Source organism: Koromonas humicola, from assembly GCF_059726255.1.
Genome location: NZ_AP040873.1, coordinates 2540842 through 2554303, shown reverse-complemented (window position 1 = coordinate 2554303; position 13462 = coordinate 2540842). Strand labels below are relative to the sequence as shown.

Here is a 13462-nt window from a genome sequence, read left to right as displayed (position 1 = left end):
GTTACGAGAGTTAATCATGTGGTTTTTTCGCGAATGTCCTATCCTGCGTTTTCTGTTGGATGAGTTTCAGTCCGCCCCGGCTCTAAATGAAAAGCCCAGCCAGTGGAGGCTGGGCTAAAGAGTTAGTTCGATAGTGCTAAGATGCCTGCTTTTCAACTCGCGGCATCGAAACATCACGATTTTCGACCATCTCGCGAGTGACTTCGAACTCCTTGATCTTCTTCTGTCCTGGTAGCTGATACATCAAGTCGAGCATCAACTCTTCCAAAATCATTCGAAGTCCGCGGGCGCCTACCTTCCGGTTCAGAGCCTCGCGTGCGATAGCTGTCAGCGCATCGTCGGCGAACCGCAGCTTGACATTTTCGAACTCGAACAACCGCTGATACTGCTTCACGATTGCGTTGCGTGGCTTAGTCAAGATCTGAACCAGTGCCGATTCATCCAGATCACTCAGCACGCCCATCACTGGCAGGCGGCCGATGAATTCCGGAATTAGGCCAAACTTGATCAGGTCCTGTGGCTGCGCTTGCTGCAGCAACTCATCGTCTCGCTTGTGGATCGGCGTAACATCGTCACGCTGCGCATCTTCTCCGGTCTTGAAGCCCACGGAGCGCTTGCCAATTCGGCGCTCGATTACCTTCTCGAGTCCGACAAAAGCTCCGCCTACAACAAAGAGGATGTTCGTCGTGTCCACCGGCGTGAATTCCTGGTGCGGGTGCTTGCGGCCACCCTGCGGAGGCACATTGGCCACCGTGCCTTCCAGAATTTTCAGCAACGCCTGTTGCACGCCTTCGCCCGAAACGTCCCGCGTGATCGAGGGATTCTCATCCTTGCGGCCGATCTTATCGATTTCGTCGATGTAGATGATGCCGGTCTGCGCGCGCGCCACGTCTCCGTCGGCGGCCTGCAGCAGTTTCAGAATGATGTTCTCGACGTCCTCGCCAACGTAACCGGCTTCCGTCAACGTCGTGGCGTCCACAATCGCGAACGGCACATCCAGCATTTTGGCCAACGTTTGCGCCAGCAAGGTCTTGCCGGTTCCGGTGGGGCCAATCAGCAGAATGTTCGACTTCGTCAGCTCGATCTCGTTCGTGCGCTGGCGGTTCATGTAGATACGCTTGTAGTGGTTGTACACCGCCACTGCGAGCTTTTTCTTTGTCTTTTCCTGACCGATTACATACTCATCCAGAAAGACCTTGACTTCCTGCGGCTTGGGCAAGTGATTAGGCCCTGCTGCAGGAGTCGCCTCGCTGCGATCATCTTCGAGAATCGAGTTACAGACCGCGACGCATTCATCGCAAATGTACGCGCGTGGGTAATCGGAGGGAGAGGAGATCAGTTTCGCCACTGCATCCTGAGATTTGTGGCAAAACGAACATCGTAATACTTCGTCAGAACCAGACCTGGATCTCACTAATGACTCCTGTTACTTCCCGGGTAGCCCGGTATTTCTAATAAGTTGGTCCTGGACAGGAGACTGGTCTTTCGGTGCTGTCCTCGATCAACTGCATTGCCGAACACGACTGCCGTACATCCGTTAATATTCCCGCACCTACAAGGGATGTGCAAGCCCATTAGATGCCCAAAGCTTCCGCTCAGTGTGCGCTCCGACGGGAACCATAGCAATAACGTGAGTACCTTAGTCCTGCACTTTCAAAGAACCGGGCTTACTGCAACGGAGGCGAGGGAAGCTGATTCAGCAACCCTCGCCTCCGATCTATCGAGTTCGTCGTTACTATTTGTGCTTGTAGATAATGTCATCCACAATGCCGTACTCTTTCGATTGCTGGGCGTTCATGATGAAGTCGCGCTCAGTGTCGCGTTCCACCTTATCCAGCACCTGGCCTGTGTGCTTCGCCATGAGCTGATTCATCAACTCGCGCATGCGCAGGATCTCGCGGGCATGTATGTCGATGTCCGTAGCCTGTCCGGAGATTCCGCCTCCCATGATCAGCGGTTGGTGGATCAAAATCCGAGATGTCGGCAAGGCATAACGCTTTCCTGCCGCTCCGGCCGCCAGCAACATCGCGCCCATCGAAGCTGCCTGTCCGATGCAGATCGTCACTACATCATTACGGATGAACTGCATCGTGTCATAAATCGCCATTCCTGCGGTGATCGAACCACCCGGCGAGTTGATGTACAGCGAAATATCCTTTTCCGGGTCCTCGGCCGAGAGGAACAGCAATTGCGCGATGATCAGGTTCGCGACATTGTCATCAATGGGCGTGCCCAAAAAGATGATGTTGTCTCTCAGTAGCCTGGAGTAAATGTCATAGGCGCGTTCGCCCCTGCTGGTTTGCTCCACTACCATCGGCACAAGCATAGTTGTCCGGCTCCTTTACGATCCGAGGCCTAACCGCTCCTCAGTTCTGATCATTGCGCTCCCGAGACTTCGATGCTCGCCGGGGGCGCAATGATGACAAAACGTTTTAACTACACCTACTCGGACTGCTTATACAGGAAATCCAGTGCACGGTCGCACCGAAGCTGCTGGCGCAACCCGTCCAACCCGTTGTTCTCTTCCAGTTGCTTGCGCAGCGCCGCAGGGTTCTGGCGCGACTGTGTCGCCGCCGCCTGAATCTCTTTGTCCAGATCCTCCTCCGACACTTGGATGTTCTCCTTGTCGGCGATCTTTTCCAGCAACAGGTTGGCCCTCACGTCGCGAAGCGCGCTTTCCCTCTGGCCATTTCGCAGCTTGCTCAGGTCCATGCGCTTGATGTCCTCTGCGCGAAGTCCCTGCGACACCAGCGAACGCAATCCGCGCTCAAGCCGCTGATCGATGGAGTTCTCCACCAGCACGTTGGGAACGTCGATCGGGAACTTGCTGGTCAACTGCTGCAGCAGTTCGTCCTTCGCCTTGTGCTCCGCCTGATGCTTCTTTTCGTGTTCCATTCCTTCGCGGATCCGGTTGCGCAGGTCATCTAGGGTGTTCAGGTCTTCCTGTCCCAGATCCTTGACCCACTCGTCATTCAGTTCCGGAACTACCTTGGTCTTGATGCCCTTGACTTCGACGTCATAATGCAGAGTCTTGCCCGCCAGACGCTTGTCCGAGAAGTCTTCCGCATAAGTCACGTCGAAGCTGCGAGTTTCGTTTGCTTTTGCCCCACGCAGGTTGTTGGTGAAATCCGGCAACGTGTTCGCACCGCCAATTTCGACCAGCACGTCCTTCATCTCAACCGGCTCTGCGCCTTCTTCCTGGCTCGTGCTCTTGAATGCCACCGAAGCGTAGTCGCCGTCATTCAGCCCGCGGTCTTCTTCCACGTTGGCGTAGGTAGCGTTCTGTTCGCGCAGGCTGTCAATTGTCTTCTGTACGTCCGCATCGTCAACGACGATAGGCTCGGGCGTCACCTTGATGTCCTTATAGCCTTCGACTTCAAACGGCGGCAAAACTTCAAACACAGCTTTGAAGCGCATTGGCTTGTCTTCTTCCAGCTCAAGCTCAGTGACGCGCGGCTGTCCAATAGGAATCAGATTCTGCTTCTTCGTCTCTTCGCGGAACGCGCTTGGGATCAGGTGCTCCACGATTTCCGACTTGATGTCATCGGCAAACTTGTTGCGGATCAGCGTCGTGGGCACTTTGCCCTTACGGAAGCCTGGGATCCGGGCAAATTTCTGCAAACGCGTTATAGCGCTTTTCCATTCGCGCGATACGTCCTCGGCAGGAATTTCGACGGAAACTTCGCGCTCGCAAGGGTTCTTCGTTACTTCAGCGGTGGACTCGGTAGATGTCAAATCAGTGGATGTCAACGGGGTAGCCTTAACTATTCTGAAGATTTCGGCCGGAACGGCCATTTGTTCATTCTGAGAGCACATGCAGCGGCGCGACTGCCGACTGCGAACGATTCAGTGTATGAGACGAGGCGAGGGTGGGTCAAACCGAGGGCGAAAATCTTCTGGCATAAATAGCATGTGGCCTGTATCGCTACAGGCCACATCGGGATCAAGCCGTTACAGGCTTGCGGTTACCATTTTGGGATTCTGAGGCGTTACCGGGGCGACGTAGTCGAGTCCGGGGTGGTGGTCGACGAAGGCGAGCTCGTCGAAGGCGATGTCGTGGTAGTGCTGCTGCTGCCGGTGCTCGTTCCGGTGCTGCTTCCATTCGGATTGCTCATCGTACCCGTGCTCGACCCCGTGCTGCTGGGATTGCTCATGGTGCCGGTGCTGGAGCCGGTACTGCTGCCATTCGGATTGCTCATCGAGCCCGGACTGCTCGTCGTGCTGCTGCCATATGTTCCGGTACCGCCGGAGTTACCATAGGTCGAGTTTGCTCCGGTATTGGTTGAACCGGTGCTTGCTCCCGCGGAGGTTCCATCAGCGCTCGGTGAGGTGCTGGATGTTCCCGTGGTGCTGCCGCCGGTCTGGCCTTGTAGTGTCGTGTTGTTCTGCGGAGTGCCCTGCGTGTCGCCTACGTTGCTTCCGGGCATTGTGCTTGACTGGCTTGACTGTGTCGATGTGCCCGTCCCGGCGGCTGCACCGGTTCCCGATCCGCTGCCCACCGTCTGAGCAAAGGCAAACGTTCCGAGTGAAAGGGTTGCTACCAGTAATAGTTTCTTCATCTGCGCGAGTCTCCTCTGGCCGTTGCTACGGCCAAGACAAAATCCAATCTTGTGAAGTGGCGTACTCATAAGATGGGCGATCCTTCTCTGACGTTGGGCCAAATCGAGCAGCCACCTCGGAATTCCGGCCCTACTACCCTCATTAGCCCTGCCGTTCCGCCAAGCGAAAGTCACTGGCGCGCTTTGACCCACCTGGCGACACCGGCGTATCCCGCCTGCAGGTGACACGCACCGGCGTATATTTCTTCCGTGGCTCCCGAAATAACTTCCAAACGCAAGCCCGCCCAGCCAACACCGCTGTCCGTTCTCGAAGCGGAAGTCATCAACTGCTTTCGTTGCCCTCGCCTTGTGGAATACCGTGAGCGTATCGGTCGGGAAAGACGCCGTGCCTATATGAACTGTGACTACTGGGCCCGCCCTGTTCCGGGCTTTGGAGATCCACACGCCCGTGTGCTCGTCCTGGGCCTTGCCCCCGGCGCTCACGGCAGCAATCGCACTGGCCGCCCGTTCACCGGAGACGCCTCTGGAAACTTCATGTATCCCATTCTCTATCGGCTCGGATTTGCCTCTCAGCCCACCGCGGTAGAAAAAAATGACGGCCTCACTCTCCGCAATCTGTGGATCACCGCCGCCGTACGTTGCGCGCCTCCCGACAACAAACCCCTCCCCTCAGAGATCGCCAATTGCTCCGAGTACACGGATCGCGAACTTGCTTTGCTGAAAGATGTGAGGGTGATCGTCGCGCTCGGCAAAATTGGCTTCGATGCGTACCTAGACGCACTTCGGCGACAGCAAGTGATCCAGCGCAAGAGCGAATACACCTTCGCCCACGCCGCTGAATACCGAATGCCGAATGGCATCACGCTTCTTGCCTCTTATCACCCTTCCAATCAGAACACTGCCACTGGCAAACTCACGACAGCAATGTTCGAGGCCGTCTTCTTACGCGCTCGTGAGTTGTCAGAAAATGGCCAGTGACTTTGAATGATTTCCTGCTTGCATATATTGTGTGTGGCCAGGCAGTTTACGCCGACTATGGCGTGAGGTCATCCGCAGGGAATTGGTCGCTACGGCTTCCGAGTTCTGCACGTCTCGCGCCCCGGAGTGTTCGACCCACTTGAGAGCCTAGTTCGTAAAATCCCGACAATTCAGAACCGTTGCGACCGGTGAAAGCCTTGCGTCGCCCAACCACCGCACGGCAGTGGCCCATGCCATTGCCCATTTCAGTCATGAACCGGTGGACTGCTTGAGCATCACGATCCCTGCTCGACGCTTCGTGAAGCGCGTCAGCATTCAGCAGATCCACTGCTTTCATGAACGAATCGATGGAGGAGAATGAAAACTACTACTGTTCACAACCTCCAGGCTGCCGCCGCAGTCTGTGTCGCCACAACCCTCGTCGCATGCGGAGCAGGTGCAAGTCATGAGAAGACATCCGCTCCTGTTGCCGCCGCAGTATCCGTTACGCCTCAGTCTGCAACCGTTAATCACGGAAGCAAACAGCAGTTCAGTGCTTCTTCCAGCGCCATCACTTGGTCGGTTGACAACATCGCAGGAGGCAATGCCGCGGTTGTCACCATTAGCACCTCGGGGCTCTACACCGCACCCTCGTCCGATGGCACGCACACCGTCGCGGCCATTCCCCAGGACGATGCGTCCAAGGCTGGCATAGCCACCGTGAAGATCGCAGCAGCCTCAACGAGTACGTCATCTGGAGCGGGAAACAGTACTGGAACAAACGGTAGCAGTACGAGCAGCAATCCATCATCGGCGAGCGGTTCTGGCAGTAGTAGCTCCGGTTCCAACAACAATTCGGGCGGCAATTCGTCGTCTGCGTCGAACAACCAGCCTGCGAACACCAACACACCCAGGCCCACCTTTGCCAACATCGACGAAATGCCTGGATGGAGCAGTTGCGGTTCGTGCGCTGGCGAAGGCGGACACGGTCCTTCGGTTCCGTATTCCATCTCGCAGTACGCCAACTCTCCATCGATGGACGGCAAGTCCGCGCATTTCTGGATCGGCGGAAAGACGCCATTCGGCAACGCGCTCTGGTGGAAGGAACTCGCTGTAAAGCCAAGTGCCTCCCACTTCATCTACAACCTGTATTTCTATTACACAAACGCCGGAGCTGTGCAGGCGCTTGAGTTCGATGGGAACCAGGTCACAGGCGGGCGCAGATACATCTTTGGACACCAATGCAACGTCGCTGCACATCAGTGGGACGTCTGGAACAACGCCGCCACCGCATGGGTCCACACCGGCGTAGGTTGCTCGGCCCCACCCACCTACACATGGAATCATGTTGTGCTGGAGTTCGAGCGCGTCAACGGACAGGAGCATTTCATCTCCATCACGCTCAATGGCAATAAGTCCTACATCAACCGTTATTTTGGCTCCAAGCCAGCCGGAGGCGAGGAATTGAATGTCGCCTTCCAGATGGACGAAGTCCGAAACGCTACCAACTACGATGTCTGGCTCGATCGCGTGAACCTCACCGCCTGGTGAGTCCACACTGATTAGCAGCGCACGCCCGGGTGCCCCACCCTAAACTCGCGTTTTTCGAGTTTAGGGTGGGTAGTTGACCTTGTTTTTTGCTTTTGCTGTCATCCTGAGTCGCAGACGAAGGATCCTTACGCCCTTCCCATCTTCGCCTCTGCCTCAGGTCACCTACGCCCAACCCTGTCAACCCTCAAAACCGAAAATTATCAACTAACATCGTGAAAACAAACCACATCCTCCTGCTCTCCCACTGAGGGATAGCCCTCCCCCATGTGGTACTCTGAAGTTAGGGGGTATCTAGTGGTCCTAAGTACCTTGTTTTCAAATTTTTGACGGGAAATATAGGGGGAGGGGTGCGACCCGTGTTGCGCTCGCTCAAACCCTAAAAACGAAGTCCGAAAACCTCTGCATTCCTGATCTTGTCCACCTCGATTATGGCAATCCACTCTCCGTTGATTGCGGCTTTCCACACAATCCTTCCGTGCAACATGCGAGCAATCGCTTGCGGCGGCAAGTCCTGATGGAAATCGAAGTAGCGCGTCTGGATTCGCGTCCATCCCGGAATGCGCTGGAAAACGCCGCGCTGCGGCTCGAACTTAGTTGAGAACGCCACGACGACATCGAAGCTTTCGGGTTGCTGGCCAGCGCGCAGCACTTCCTCAGGTGTGAAGTTCTCGACGCGCACAACGGTCAACGGCTTCTGCACATAGCCGAGGAACGGACGATTCAGCTCGTCCGATGCGGGCCACGCGGTCAGAATCCGGTCTTCTGCATAGTGCTTCTCAACATAGCTCGCCGCCTCCTGATGCATGCGCACAAACCGCGTCCATGTCAGGTTATCTTCCGGAGAGATGAACCATGGAGGATTGAAGAACAGCGCTGCCATGAAGGCGACCGCGCATCCCGCAACCCAGAGCTTCCATTGCGGTGCATACATGCGGAGCACATTCGTCGCCAGCAGAACCGTGAGCGGTACCGCCGCGATCATGTAGCGTGCCAGCAACGCGCCGCCGACTACCGAGAACTCCGCCACTTGGGCAAGGATCACCAATATGAGCAATAGCTGCACGCTCGGGGCAATTTGCCTTTGGTGGCCCACATCCGCCTTGTGTTGGCGAATGCCAAGAGCATCTGATGATGCGGACCGCGCGCTCCATACCAGCACTACCGCCGACGCCGTAAGCACGAACAGGTTCATGTACCCTGTCGCGTGCCACAGCCGCATCAGTCCGGCAAACAGGATGCGCGTCGGTGTGACCGTCGCTCCGACGTTGTAGCGCAAGTAGTCGGGATTCCCAAAGACGTGTCCGGTGCGATGGAAGTGATACGCATACCACGCAACCAGCGGCAGCAGCGAGATTAGGTACGCCGCGCTGCGCAACACAGTCTCACGTCTGACACACCACTTACCTGCCAACTCGGGACGAACCTTATACGCAATCGCTCCCAGCAGGTCAGCCCCAAACAGGGTCAGCGTGATCGCAACTGTCGTCTCCTTTGCCACCGCCGCAAGCGCGGCAAACGCGACTGCTTGCCATCGGAACCCCCGCAAATGCGCATCCAGCGTCCACAGCACCAGCGCGAAAGCCGCGATATCCAACTGGGCCATCATGCACTGCGAGAAGACAGTCGGAGACAACGCCGTAAGCACAACGGTGGCGATGGCCACCTCTGGACCAGCAACCCGTCTCGCGATGCTCCACAGCGCTGTGAACCCGAATGCTGCCACGATCAGCATTGCCGTGCGCGTGATCAGTGGAGTGTAGACCGTCAGCTTCCAGCACAGAGCCAGCCAGATCATCACCAGCGGTGGGTGAGCATTGGATAATGTGGTGTGCGGAATCAGGTCACCGGTGAGCAGCAGATCGTGAGCGGCTGGGATGAAGTATCCCGCCTCGTCCCAGAAATAGGGGAGCCCGAGCCAAGGCAGGTGTAGCAGCCATAGCCCGGCAAACAGGATGGCAAACCCCAGCAGATCCCGGACCAGAGAGTCTGAGGCAGGGGGGTGCGGGGGCTTGCTGTGCATGCCTAGTGAATCGGTCCGTTCTGTGCGAACTGCGGATCGATTTTGATTTCGCCGAAGGTCTGCTCGTAGTTAAGGACGTTCTGGTTGAGCATGATGGCCAGTGCCTTTGCCTGCTGCGGGCTCAGGTAGATTCCCTGGAAGTTGCGCAGCTCAATGCCGGGGCCATTACCCGGGACTGCCATGCCGAACGCCAGGAAGAAGTCCCATACGCTCATGCGAACTTGCACGCTGTTTGAATAGCCCTCGCGGTAATCCTCCGAATTCTGGATACGGATTTCGGGCTGATCATCATTGTTATTGAAATTAGACATTGGAGAGTCTCCGAAAGACAGCCTAACAAAGTTTGCCCGGAATGGCACGACGACGGCGTTCCAGGTGTCGCCAACAAGTGAGCATTTTACCGCTCTACTTCGACCCCGATTGTGGCATCTCAGATAAACGCATCTCCCGCTCTTCATGGGAGATCCACGAGGTGACCGATGCCAAGTTTGGAGCACACCGAGCTGGTCGCGGCAAAACCATTCCTGATTGAGCAGGACTACTCCAAATACACACCTGGCCAGCATGCGCTCTGGAGCGAACTGGTTGAGCGTCGCATGTCGCAACTGCGACAGGTTGCATGTCGCGAGTACCTTGAGGGCTGGAATGCGCTCGGGTTGGAGCAGAAACAGATCCCGCATCTCCCCGAGATCAGCCGCAAACTCGAGCAACGTACTGGCTGGAAGGTGCAGCCCGTCTCGGGCTTTATGCCGTCACGCGCGTTCTTCGAGATGTTGTCCAATCGTCAGTTTCCAACTACCACTTGGCTACGAAGCCGCGAGTCGATGGACTACATCCCGGAGCCGGACATTCTGCACGATGCATTAGGGCATCTGCCCATGTTTGCCGAGCAACGATTTGCCGATGCCGTCGCCGAGTATGGTCGCGTCTGCTACTCAATGGAGAGCGAAGAGAAGTTAGAGCGCATGGGACGCCTGTACTGGTACACATTCGAGTTCGGTTTGATTCGGCAAGATGGACAGGTGAAGGTCTATGGCTCGGGAGTGGCTTCATCGCAGGCCGAGTGCACGAATGTGATTACGGGCGGCTGCGAAATTCGTGATTTCAACGTCGACGAAGTGCTGAACGCAACAGTGAAAGTCGATGAGGTTCACAAGCGACTGTTTGCTATCAAATCATTTGATGAAGTGATGGGAGCAGTGACAGAGGCGAGGGAAATCGTCGAGAGAGTCAAAGCCGCATAGGGATTCAGAGCCCGCCCATTATTGAGGGCGGGCTTCGTTCTATCGTGTGGCTTCAGTGACGTTGGAGAGCGCTGCGCTAGGGCGGCCAATACGCATGCAGCTTACGATCATAGCGACGAACGAAAAGCAGGCGCCGACCAGAAGAGAAGTCGCGTTACTCGCACCAGCAAATTTATTGAAGATCAATGCCACAAGTGCCGCGCCAAGGGTTTGACCTGTGAGGCGTGCAGTTCCAAGCATTCCACTGGCGGCTCCGCTTCTCTCGCGTGGGGTTGAGGAGATGATCTCCCGATTATTGGGCGCCTGGAAGAATCCAAATCCCATACCGCAGACCGCCATTCTCCAGCATATGGCAAATGCTCCAGCATGATGCGGCATGGAAAGCAGCAGCAGAAGGCCCGAGGTCAGAGTGCCCAACCCTGCTCCGGCCAGGATACCTACTGGATACCGATCTGCGAGATACCCGGCGATTGGGGCGGCAATCATGGTCGCCAAAGGCCACGGGGTAATCAGAAATCCACTTTCGATCTGAGTCCTGCCCAGAACATTCTGCAGAAAGAATGGAAGCGAAACATAGGCCAACATCTGCGCAGTGAAGGATCCTATCGAAGTACCGATGGAAAGGCTAAACACTGGGCTGCGAAAAAGGTCGACTGGAAACAGTGGCGCTGGCTGCGCGATTTGTCTGCGCACGAAAGCTGTTCCGATCACGATAGCTGCGGCAAATTCACAACCTACAACCCATCTTGGTTCGCCATGGCCGAGTGCCTCGATGCTGGCCAGCAAAGAGCCGAAGGCAAGAGCACTCAACACCGCGCTTCGAATATCGAATTCGCGTCCTGACCCCGAGGTTTTGGGGAGAGTTATCGATGAGATGATCAGCGCAAAGATGCCCATCGGAACATTGATAGCAAACAGCCAGGGCCACGGAGCGATCGCAAGAATTGCTGCGGCAATGGTAGGTCCCAAAGTTGAGGATACAGCTACGGCCATAGCGTTCAGACCTACTCCTCTACCAAGCATTCTCGCGGGGAAGATCATGCGCACGATTGCCAGGTTGACGCTGACAATTCCAGCGGCGCCGATTCCCTGAGCAAAACGGGCCAGCGCTAATCCGAGCAGAGAATGGGAGAGCGCGCAGAATAGGGATGAGATGGTGAATAGAATGAAGCCTGCTCGGTACACCCTCGTATAACCGACAATGTCCCCTAATGCCGAGAGCGGAATCAGAAGAATGACAAGCGCGAGCTGATACGCATTCACAATCCAGATTGAAGATGCGGGGCTTGCGCCGACTTCTCGCGCAATGGTGGGCAGCGCGACATTCGCAACCGTGCCGTCGATCACAGTCATGCCAACCGCAATTGCTATGGTTAGCATGGCCCAGTATCTTCGAGGTGTTGGAAGACCGTCGTGTTCGTCTGAAGCCGCGTTTTGCGTGGGTTCCTGAGGTTCTACTTCACACCCTGTTTGGCTCTTGTTCTGTTGATACCCACAACGCGTCATTCCCATCTCTTGCCTTCAGAATACCTGACCACAGCGCATCACACAAAGACCACGCTCCGAATGAATTATGGAATAGGAGTCGTCGTCAGCTTCTTCACGTCATTGATGAGCGCAGCCACGCCTTGATCCAGATCCTTGCGCTTATTGGAATCCAAGATTGCCCCATCAAACTGCTCGCAGATTGTCCAGAGTGTCACGTGGGTTCTGGGGTCGATGATATGCAGTTCCAATTGACGCTTCGTGCGCTCACCTTCTTTCCTGAAGAGGGTAGGGGAGACAGTTACGAATCGAAGTTCCAGAACTAAATCGGCCTCTGCCGGGCTCGAAAGAAGTTCGAACCTTCCGAGCGTCTTCATGCCTGCATAGAACTCGTCGTAGGGAAGGTTGGGCGGAATGGTGTCCGCTGTTTCGACCGAACTTCCTCCATTCGCGATAAACACCTTCGTCGCCATTAGTATTTGCGTGGGGACTGGCGCAGGAGCCGGGTCTTTGACTCCGGCAAACAATGCAGGGATGAAGCAGATGCCAAACGCCAGAACCACGATTGTTGGAACGTCTCGATTCATAGCTCCTCCATCCAAATGTCAGCTCATCGTACTTCCGCCCCGAAAGCGAAGTCGAGAGAACGCGCAGGGAATTTAGGTAAACAAGCGTGAACCTCGTCCGACTGTGATCACCTATCGAGGTGACGTCTATGTTTGCAAGCTCGAAGTAGAATCGATGATGTGAATTCTCATTTTTATCGGGGACGCGTCGCGCCCTCGCCAACCGGCTACCTGCATCTGGGGCACGCTCGGACATTCTGGCGGGCCTTCGAGCGGGCACGGCAGGTCGGAGGCATACTGGTTTTTCGCAACGAGGACCTTGATACCCAGCGATGCCGTGCCGAGTTCGTATCAGCCATGTATGAAGACCTGCGCTGGTACGGCATTGAGTGGCAGGAAGGACCCGATGTTGGTGGACCGTATGGTCCTTATTCGCAGAGCCAGCGGCGGGAATTCTATCTGGCCGCATGGCGCAAACTCCTGAGCGAGGGCTGGATCTATCCCTGCACGTGTTCGCGTAAAGACCTTGTGATGTCGGCCAGCGCACCTCACGATGACAATGATGAGCCAGTGTATCCGGGCATATGCCGCCATCGAAGGATCGAGGCAGCCGCGCCGGGCGGTTTCAACTGGCGCTTCCGCGTGCCCGATGGCGAGCTGATCGAATTTGAAGACCAACGTTTGGGCCATCAAGCCTTCAAGGCGGGCATGGACTTCGGCGATTTCGTAGTATGGCGGCGCGATGACGTTCCCGCATACCAGCTGGCTGTCGTTGTAGATGATGCAGCCATGAAAATCACGGAGGTAGTTCGGGGCGAAGACCTGCTGCGTTCTACCGCCCGGCAAATTCTGCTGCAAAGGGCACTCGGGTTTAAGAGTCCGACCTACTACCATTGCGAACTGATGAAAGATGAAGCAGGCCTGAGACTCGCTAAGCGCCACGATTCCTTGAGCCTGCGCGAGTTGCGTGGGCAGGGGTTCTCGCCCGAGCAGGTACGGGCTATGGCCGAGAAATTAGAACGACCAGTATCAAAAAGTGACTAAAATCACAGAGTCACGCCCGACCCTGCGTTCTATGAT

Annotated in this window: 13 protein-coding genes; 4 read left to right on the top strand and 9 right to left on the bottom strand. The window is 56.0% G+C overall.

The genetic code is table 11. The annotated features are described in order from the left end of the window. Positions 1-136: 136 nt before the first annotated feature. The 4 genes from clpX to AC6IZD_RS11080 all read right to left on the bottom strand — a co-directional run bounded on the left by clpX (position 137) and on the right by AC6IZD_RS11080 (position 4559). The gene (clpX, locus tag AC6IZD_RS11095) at positions 137-1414 is read right to left on the bottom strand and encodes an ATP-dependent Clp protease ATP-binding subunit ClpX (RefSeq protein ID WP_497783384.1); all 1278 of its coding nucleotides are present in this window, start codon (positions 1412-1414) and stop codon (positions 137-139) included. A gap of 321 nt (positions 1415-1735) precedes the next feature. After that, complete coding sequence (clpP, locus tag AC6IZD_RS11090) at positions 1736-2326, bottom strand: ATP-dependent Clp endopeptidase proteolytic subunit ClpP (protein WP_497778464.1); 591 nt, start codon at positions 2324-2326, stop codon at positions 1736-1738. 116 nt (positions 2327-2442) lie between these two features. After that, entirely contained in the window at positions 2443-3795 is a 1353-nt protein-coding gene (tig, locus tag AC6IZD_RS11085; protein WP_497783383.1) for a trigger factor, read from the bottom strand. A 194-nt stretch (positions 3796-3989) separates the two neighbouring features. Continuing rightward, positions 3990-4559 (bottom strand): hypothetical protein, encoded by a 570-nt coding sequence (locus AC6IZD_RS11080; RefSeq protein WP_497783382.1) that lies wholly within the window; start codon positions 4557-4559, stop codon positions 3990-3992. A 393-nt stretch (positions 4560-4952) separates the two neighbouring features. Between AC6IZD_RS11080 and AC6IZD_RS11075 the strand changes: the two genes are divergently transcribed. Next, positions 4953-5537: a uracil-DNA glycosylase gene (locus AC6IZD_RS11075; RefSeq protein WP_497783381.1), complete on the top strand. Its 585-nt coding sequence runs from the start codon at positions 4953-4955 to the stop codon at positions 5535-5537. Positions 5538-5592: 55 nt separating this feature from the next. Here the strand turns inward: AC6IZD_RS11075 and AC6IZD_RS11070 are convergent, their stop codons facing one another. After that, positions 5593-5874 carry a hypothetical protein gene (locus tag AC6IZD_RS11070; RefSeq protein ID WP_497783380.1) on the bottom strand — a complete coding sequence of 94 codons (282 nt, stop codon included), beginning with the start codon at positions 5872-5874 and terminating at the stop codon, positions 5593-5595. Positions 5875-5894: 20 nt separating this feature from the next. Here AC6IZD_RS11070 and AC6IZD_RS11065 point away from each other — a divergent pair, with 20 nt between their 5' ends. Beyond that, complete coding sequence (locus AC6IZD_RS11065; RefSeq protein WP_497783379.1) at positions 5895-7067, top strand: Ig-like domain-containing protein; 1173 nt, start codon at positions 5895-5897, stop codon at positions 7065-7067. A 376-nt stretch (positions 7068-7443) separates the two neighbouring features. Here the strand turns inward: AC6IZD_RS11065 and AC6IZD_RS11060 are convergent, their stop codons facing one another. Beyond that, positions 7444-9087, bottom strand: coding sequence for a glycosyltransferase (locus tag AC6IZD_RS11060; protein WP_497783378.1), 1644 nt, complete (start codon positions 9085-9087; stop codon positions 7444-7446). Between the two features lie 2 nt (positions 9088-9089). Further along, on the bottom strand, positions 9090-9398 hold the full coding sequence (locus AC6IZD_RS11055; protein ID WP_497783377.1) for a DUF3467 domain-containing protein: 309 nt from the start codon (positions 9396-9398) through the stop codon (positions 9090-9092). A gap of 168 nt (positions 9399-9566) precedes the next feature. Between AC6IZD_RS11055 and AC6IZD_RS11050 the strand changes: the two genes are divergently transcribed. Continuing rightward, a complete protein-coding gene (locus AC6IZD_RS11050; RefSeq protein ID WP_497783376.1) occupies positions 9567-10331 on the top strand; it encodes a phenylalanine 4-monooxygenase in 765 nt (254 codons plus the stop codon). 39 nt (positions 10332-10370) lie between these two features. Here the strand turns inward: AC6IZD_RS11050 and AC6IZD_RS11045 are convergent, their stop codons facing one another. Together AC6IZD_RS11045 and AC6IZD_RS11040 are read right to left on the bottom strand one after the other, a co-directional pair. Continuing rightward, positions 10371-11711: an MFS transporter gene (locus tag AC6IZD_RS11045; protein ID WP_497783375.1), complete on the bottom strand. Its 1341-nt coding sequence runs from the start codon at positions 11709-11711 to the stop codon at positions 10371-10373. Between the two features lie 191 nt (positions 11712-11902). Beyond that, positions 11903-12403, bottom strand: a complete 501-nt coding sequence (locus tag AC6IZD_RS11040; RefSeq protein ID WP_497783374.1) for a hypothetical protein — start codon at positions 12401-12403, stop codon at positions 11903-11905. A gap of 159 nt (positions 12404-12562) precedes the next feature. Here AC6IZD_RS11040 and gluQRS point away from each other — a divergent pair, with 159 nt between their 5' ends. After that, on the top strand, positions 12563-13426 hold the full coding sequence (gene gluQRS / locus AC6IZD_RS11035) for a tRNA glutamyl-Q(34) synthetase GluQRS (protein WP_497783373.1): 864 nt from the start codon (positions 12563-12565) through the stop codon (positions 13424-13426). Positions 13427-13462: the final 36 nt, after the last annotated feature.

Coding starts and splice junctions, on each gene's coding strand:
- clpP (WP_497778464.1), bottom strand. CDS start 2,326: ATGCTTGTGCCGATGGTAGTGGAGCAAACCAGCAGGGGCGAACGCGCC.
- tig (WP_497783383.1), bottom strand. CDS start 3,795: ATGGCCGTTCCGGCCGAAATCTTCAGAATAGTTAAGGCTACCCCGTTG.
- AC6IZD_RS11080 (WP_497783382.1), bottom strand. CDS start 4,559: ATGAAGAAACTATTACTGGTAGCAACCCTTTCACTCGGAACGTTTGCC.
- AC6IZD_RS11075 (WP_497783381.1), top strand. CDS start 4,953: ATGAACTGTGACTACTGGGCCCGCCCTGTTCCGGGCTTTGGAGATCCA.
- AC6IZD_RS11070 (WP_497783380.1), bottom strand. CDS start 5,874: ATGAAAGCAGTGGATCTGCTGAATGCTGACGCGCTTCACGAAGCGTCG.
- AC6IZD_RS11065 (WP_497783379.1), top strand. CDS start 5,895: ATGAAAACTACTACTGTTCACAACCTCCAGGCTGCCGCCGCAGTCTGT.
- AC6IZD_RS11060 (WP_497783378.1), bottom strand. CDS start 9,087: ATGCACAGCAAGCCCCCGCACCCCCCTGCCTCAGACTCTCTGGTCCGG.
- AC6IZD_RS11055 (WP_497783377.1), bottom strand. CDS start 9,398: ATGTCTAATTTCAATAACAATGATGATCAGCCCGAAATCCGTATCCAG.
- AC6IZD_RS11050 (WP_497783376.1), top strand. CDS start 9,567: ATGCCAAGTTTGGAGCACACCGAGCTGGTCGCGGCAAAACCATTCCTG.
- AC6IZD_RS11045 (WP_497783375.1), bottom strand. CDS start 11,711: ATGCTAACCATAGCAATTGCGGTTGGCATGACTGTGATCGACGGCACG.
- AC6IZD_RS11040 (WP_497783374.1), bottom strand. CDS start 12,403: ATGAATCGAGACGTTCCAACAATCGTGGTTCTGGCGTTTGGCATCTGC.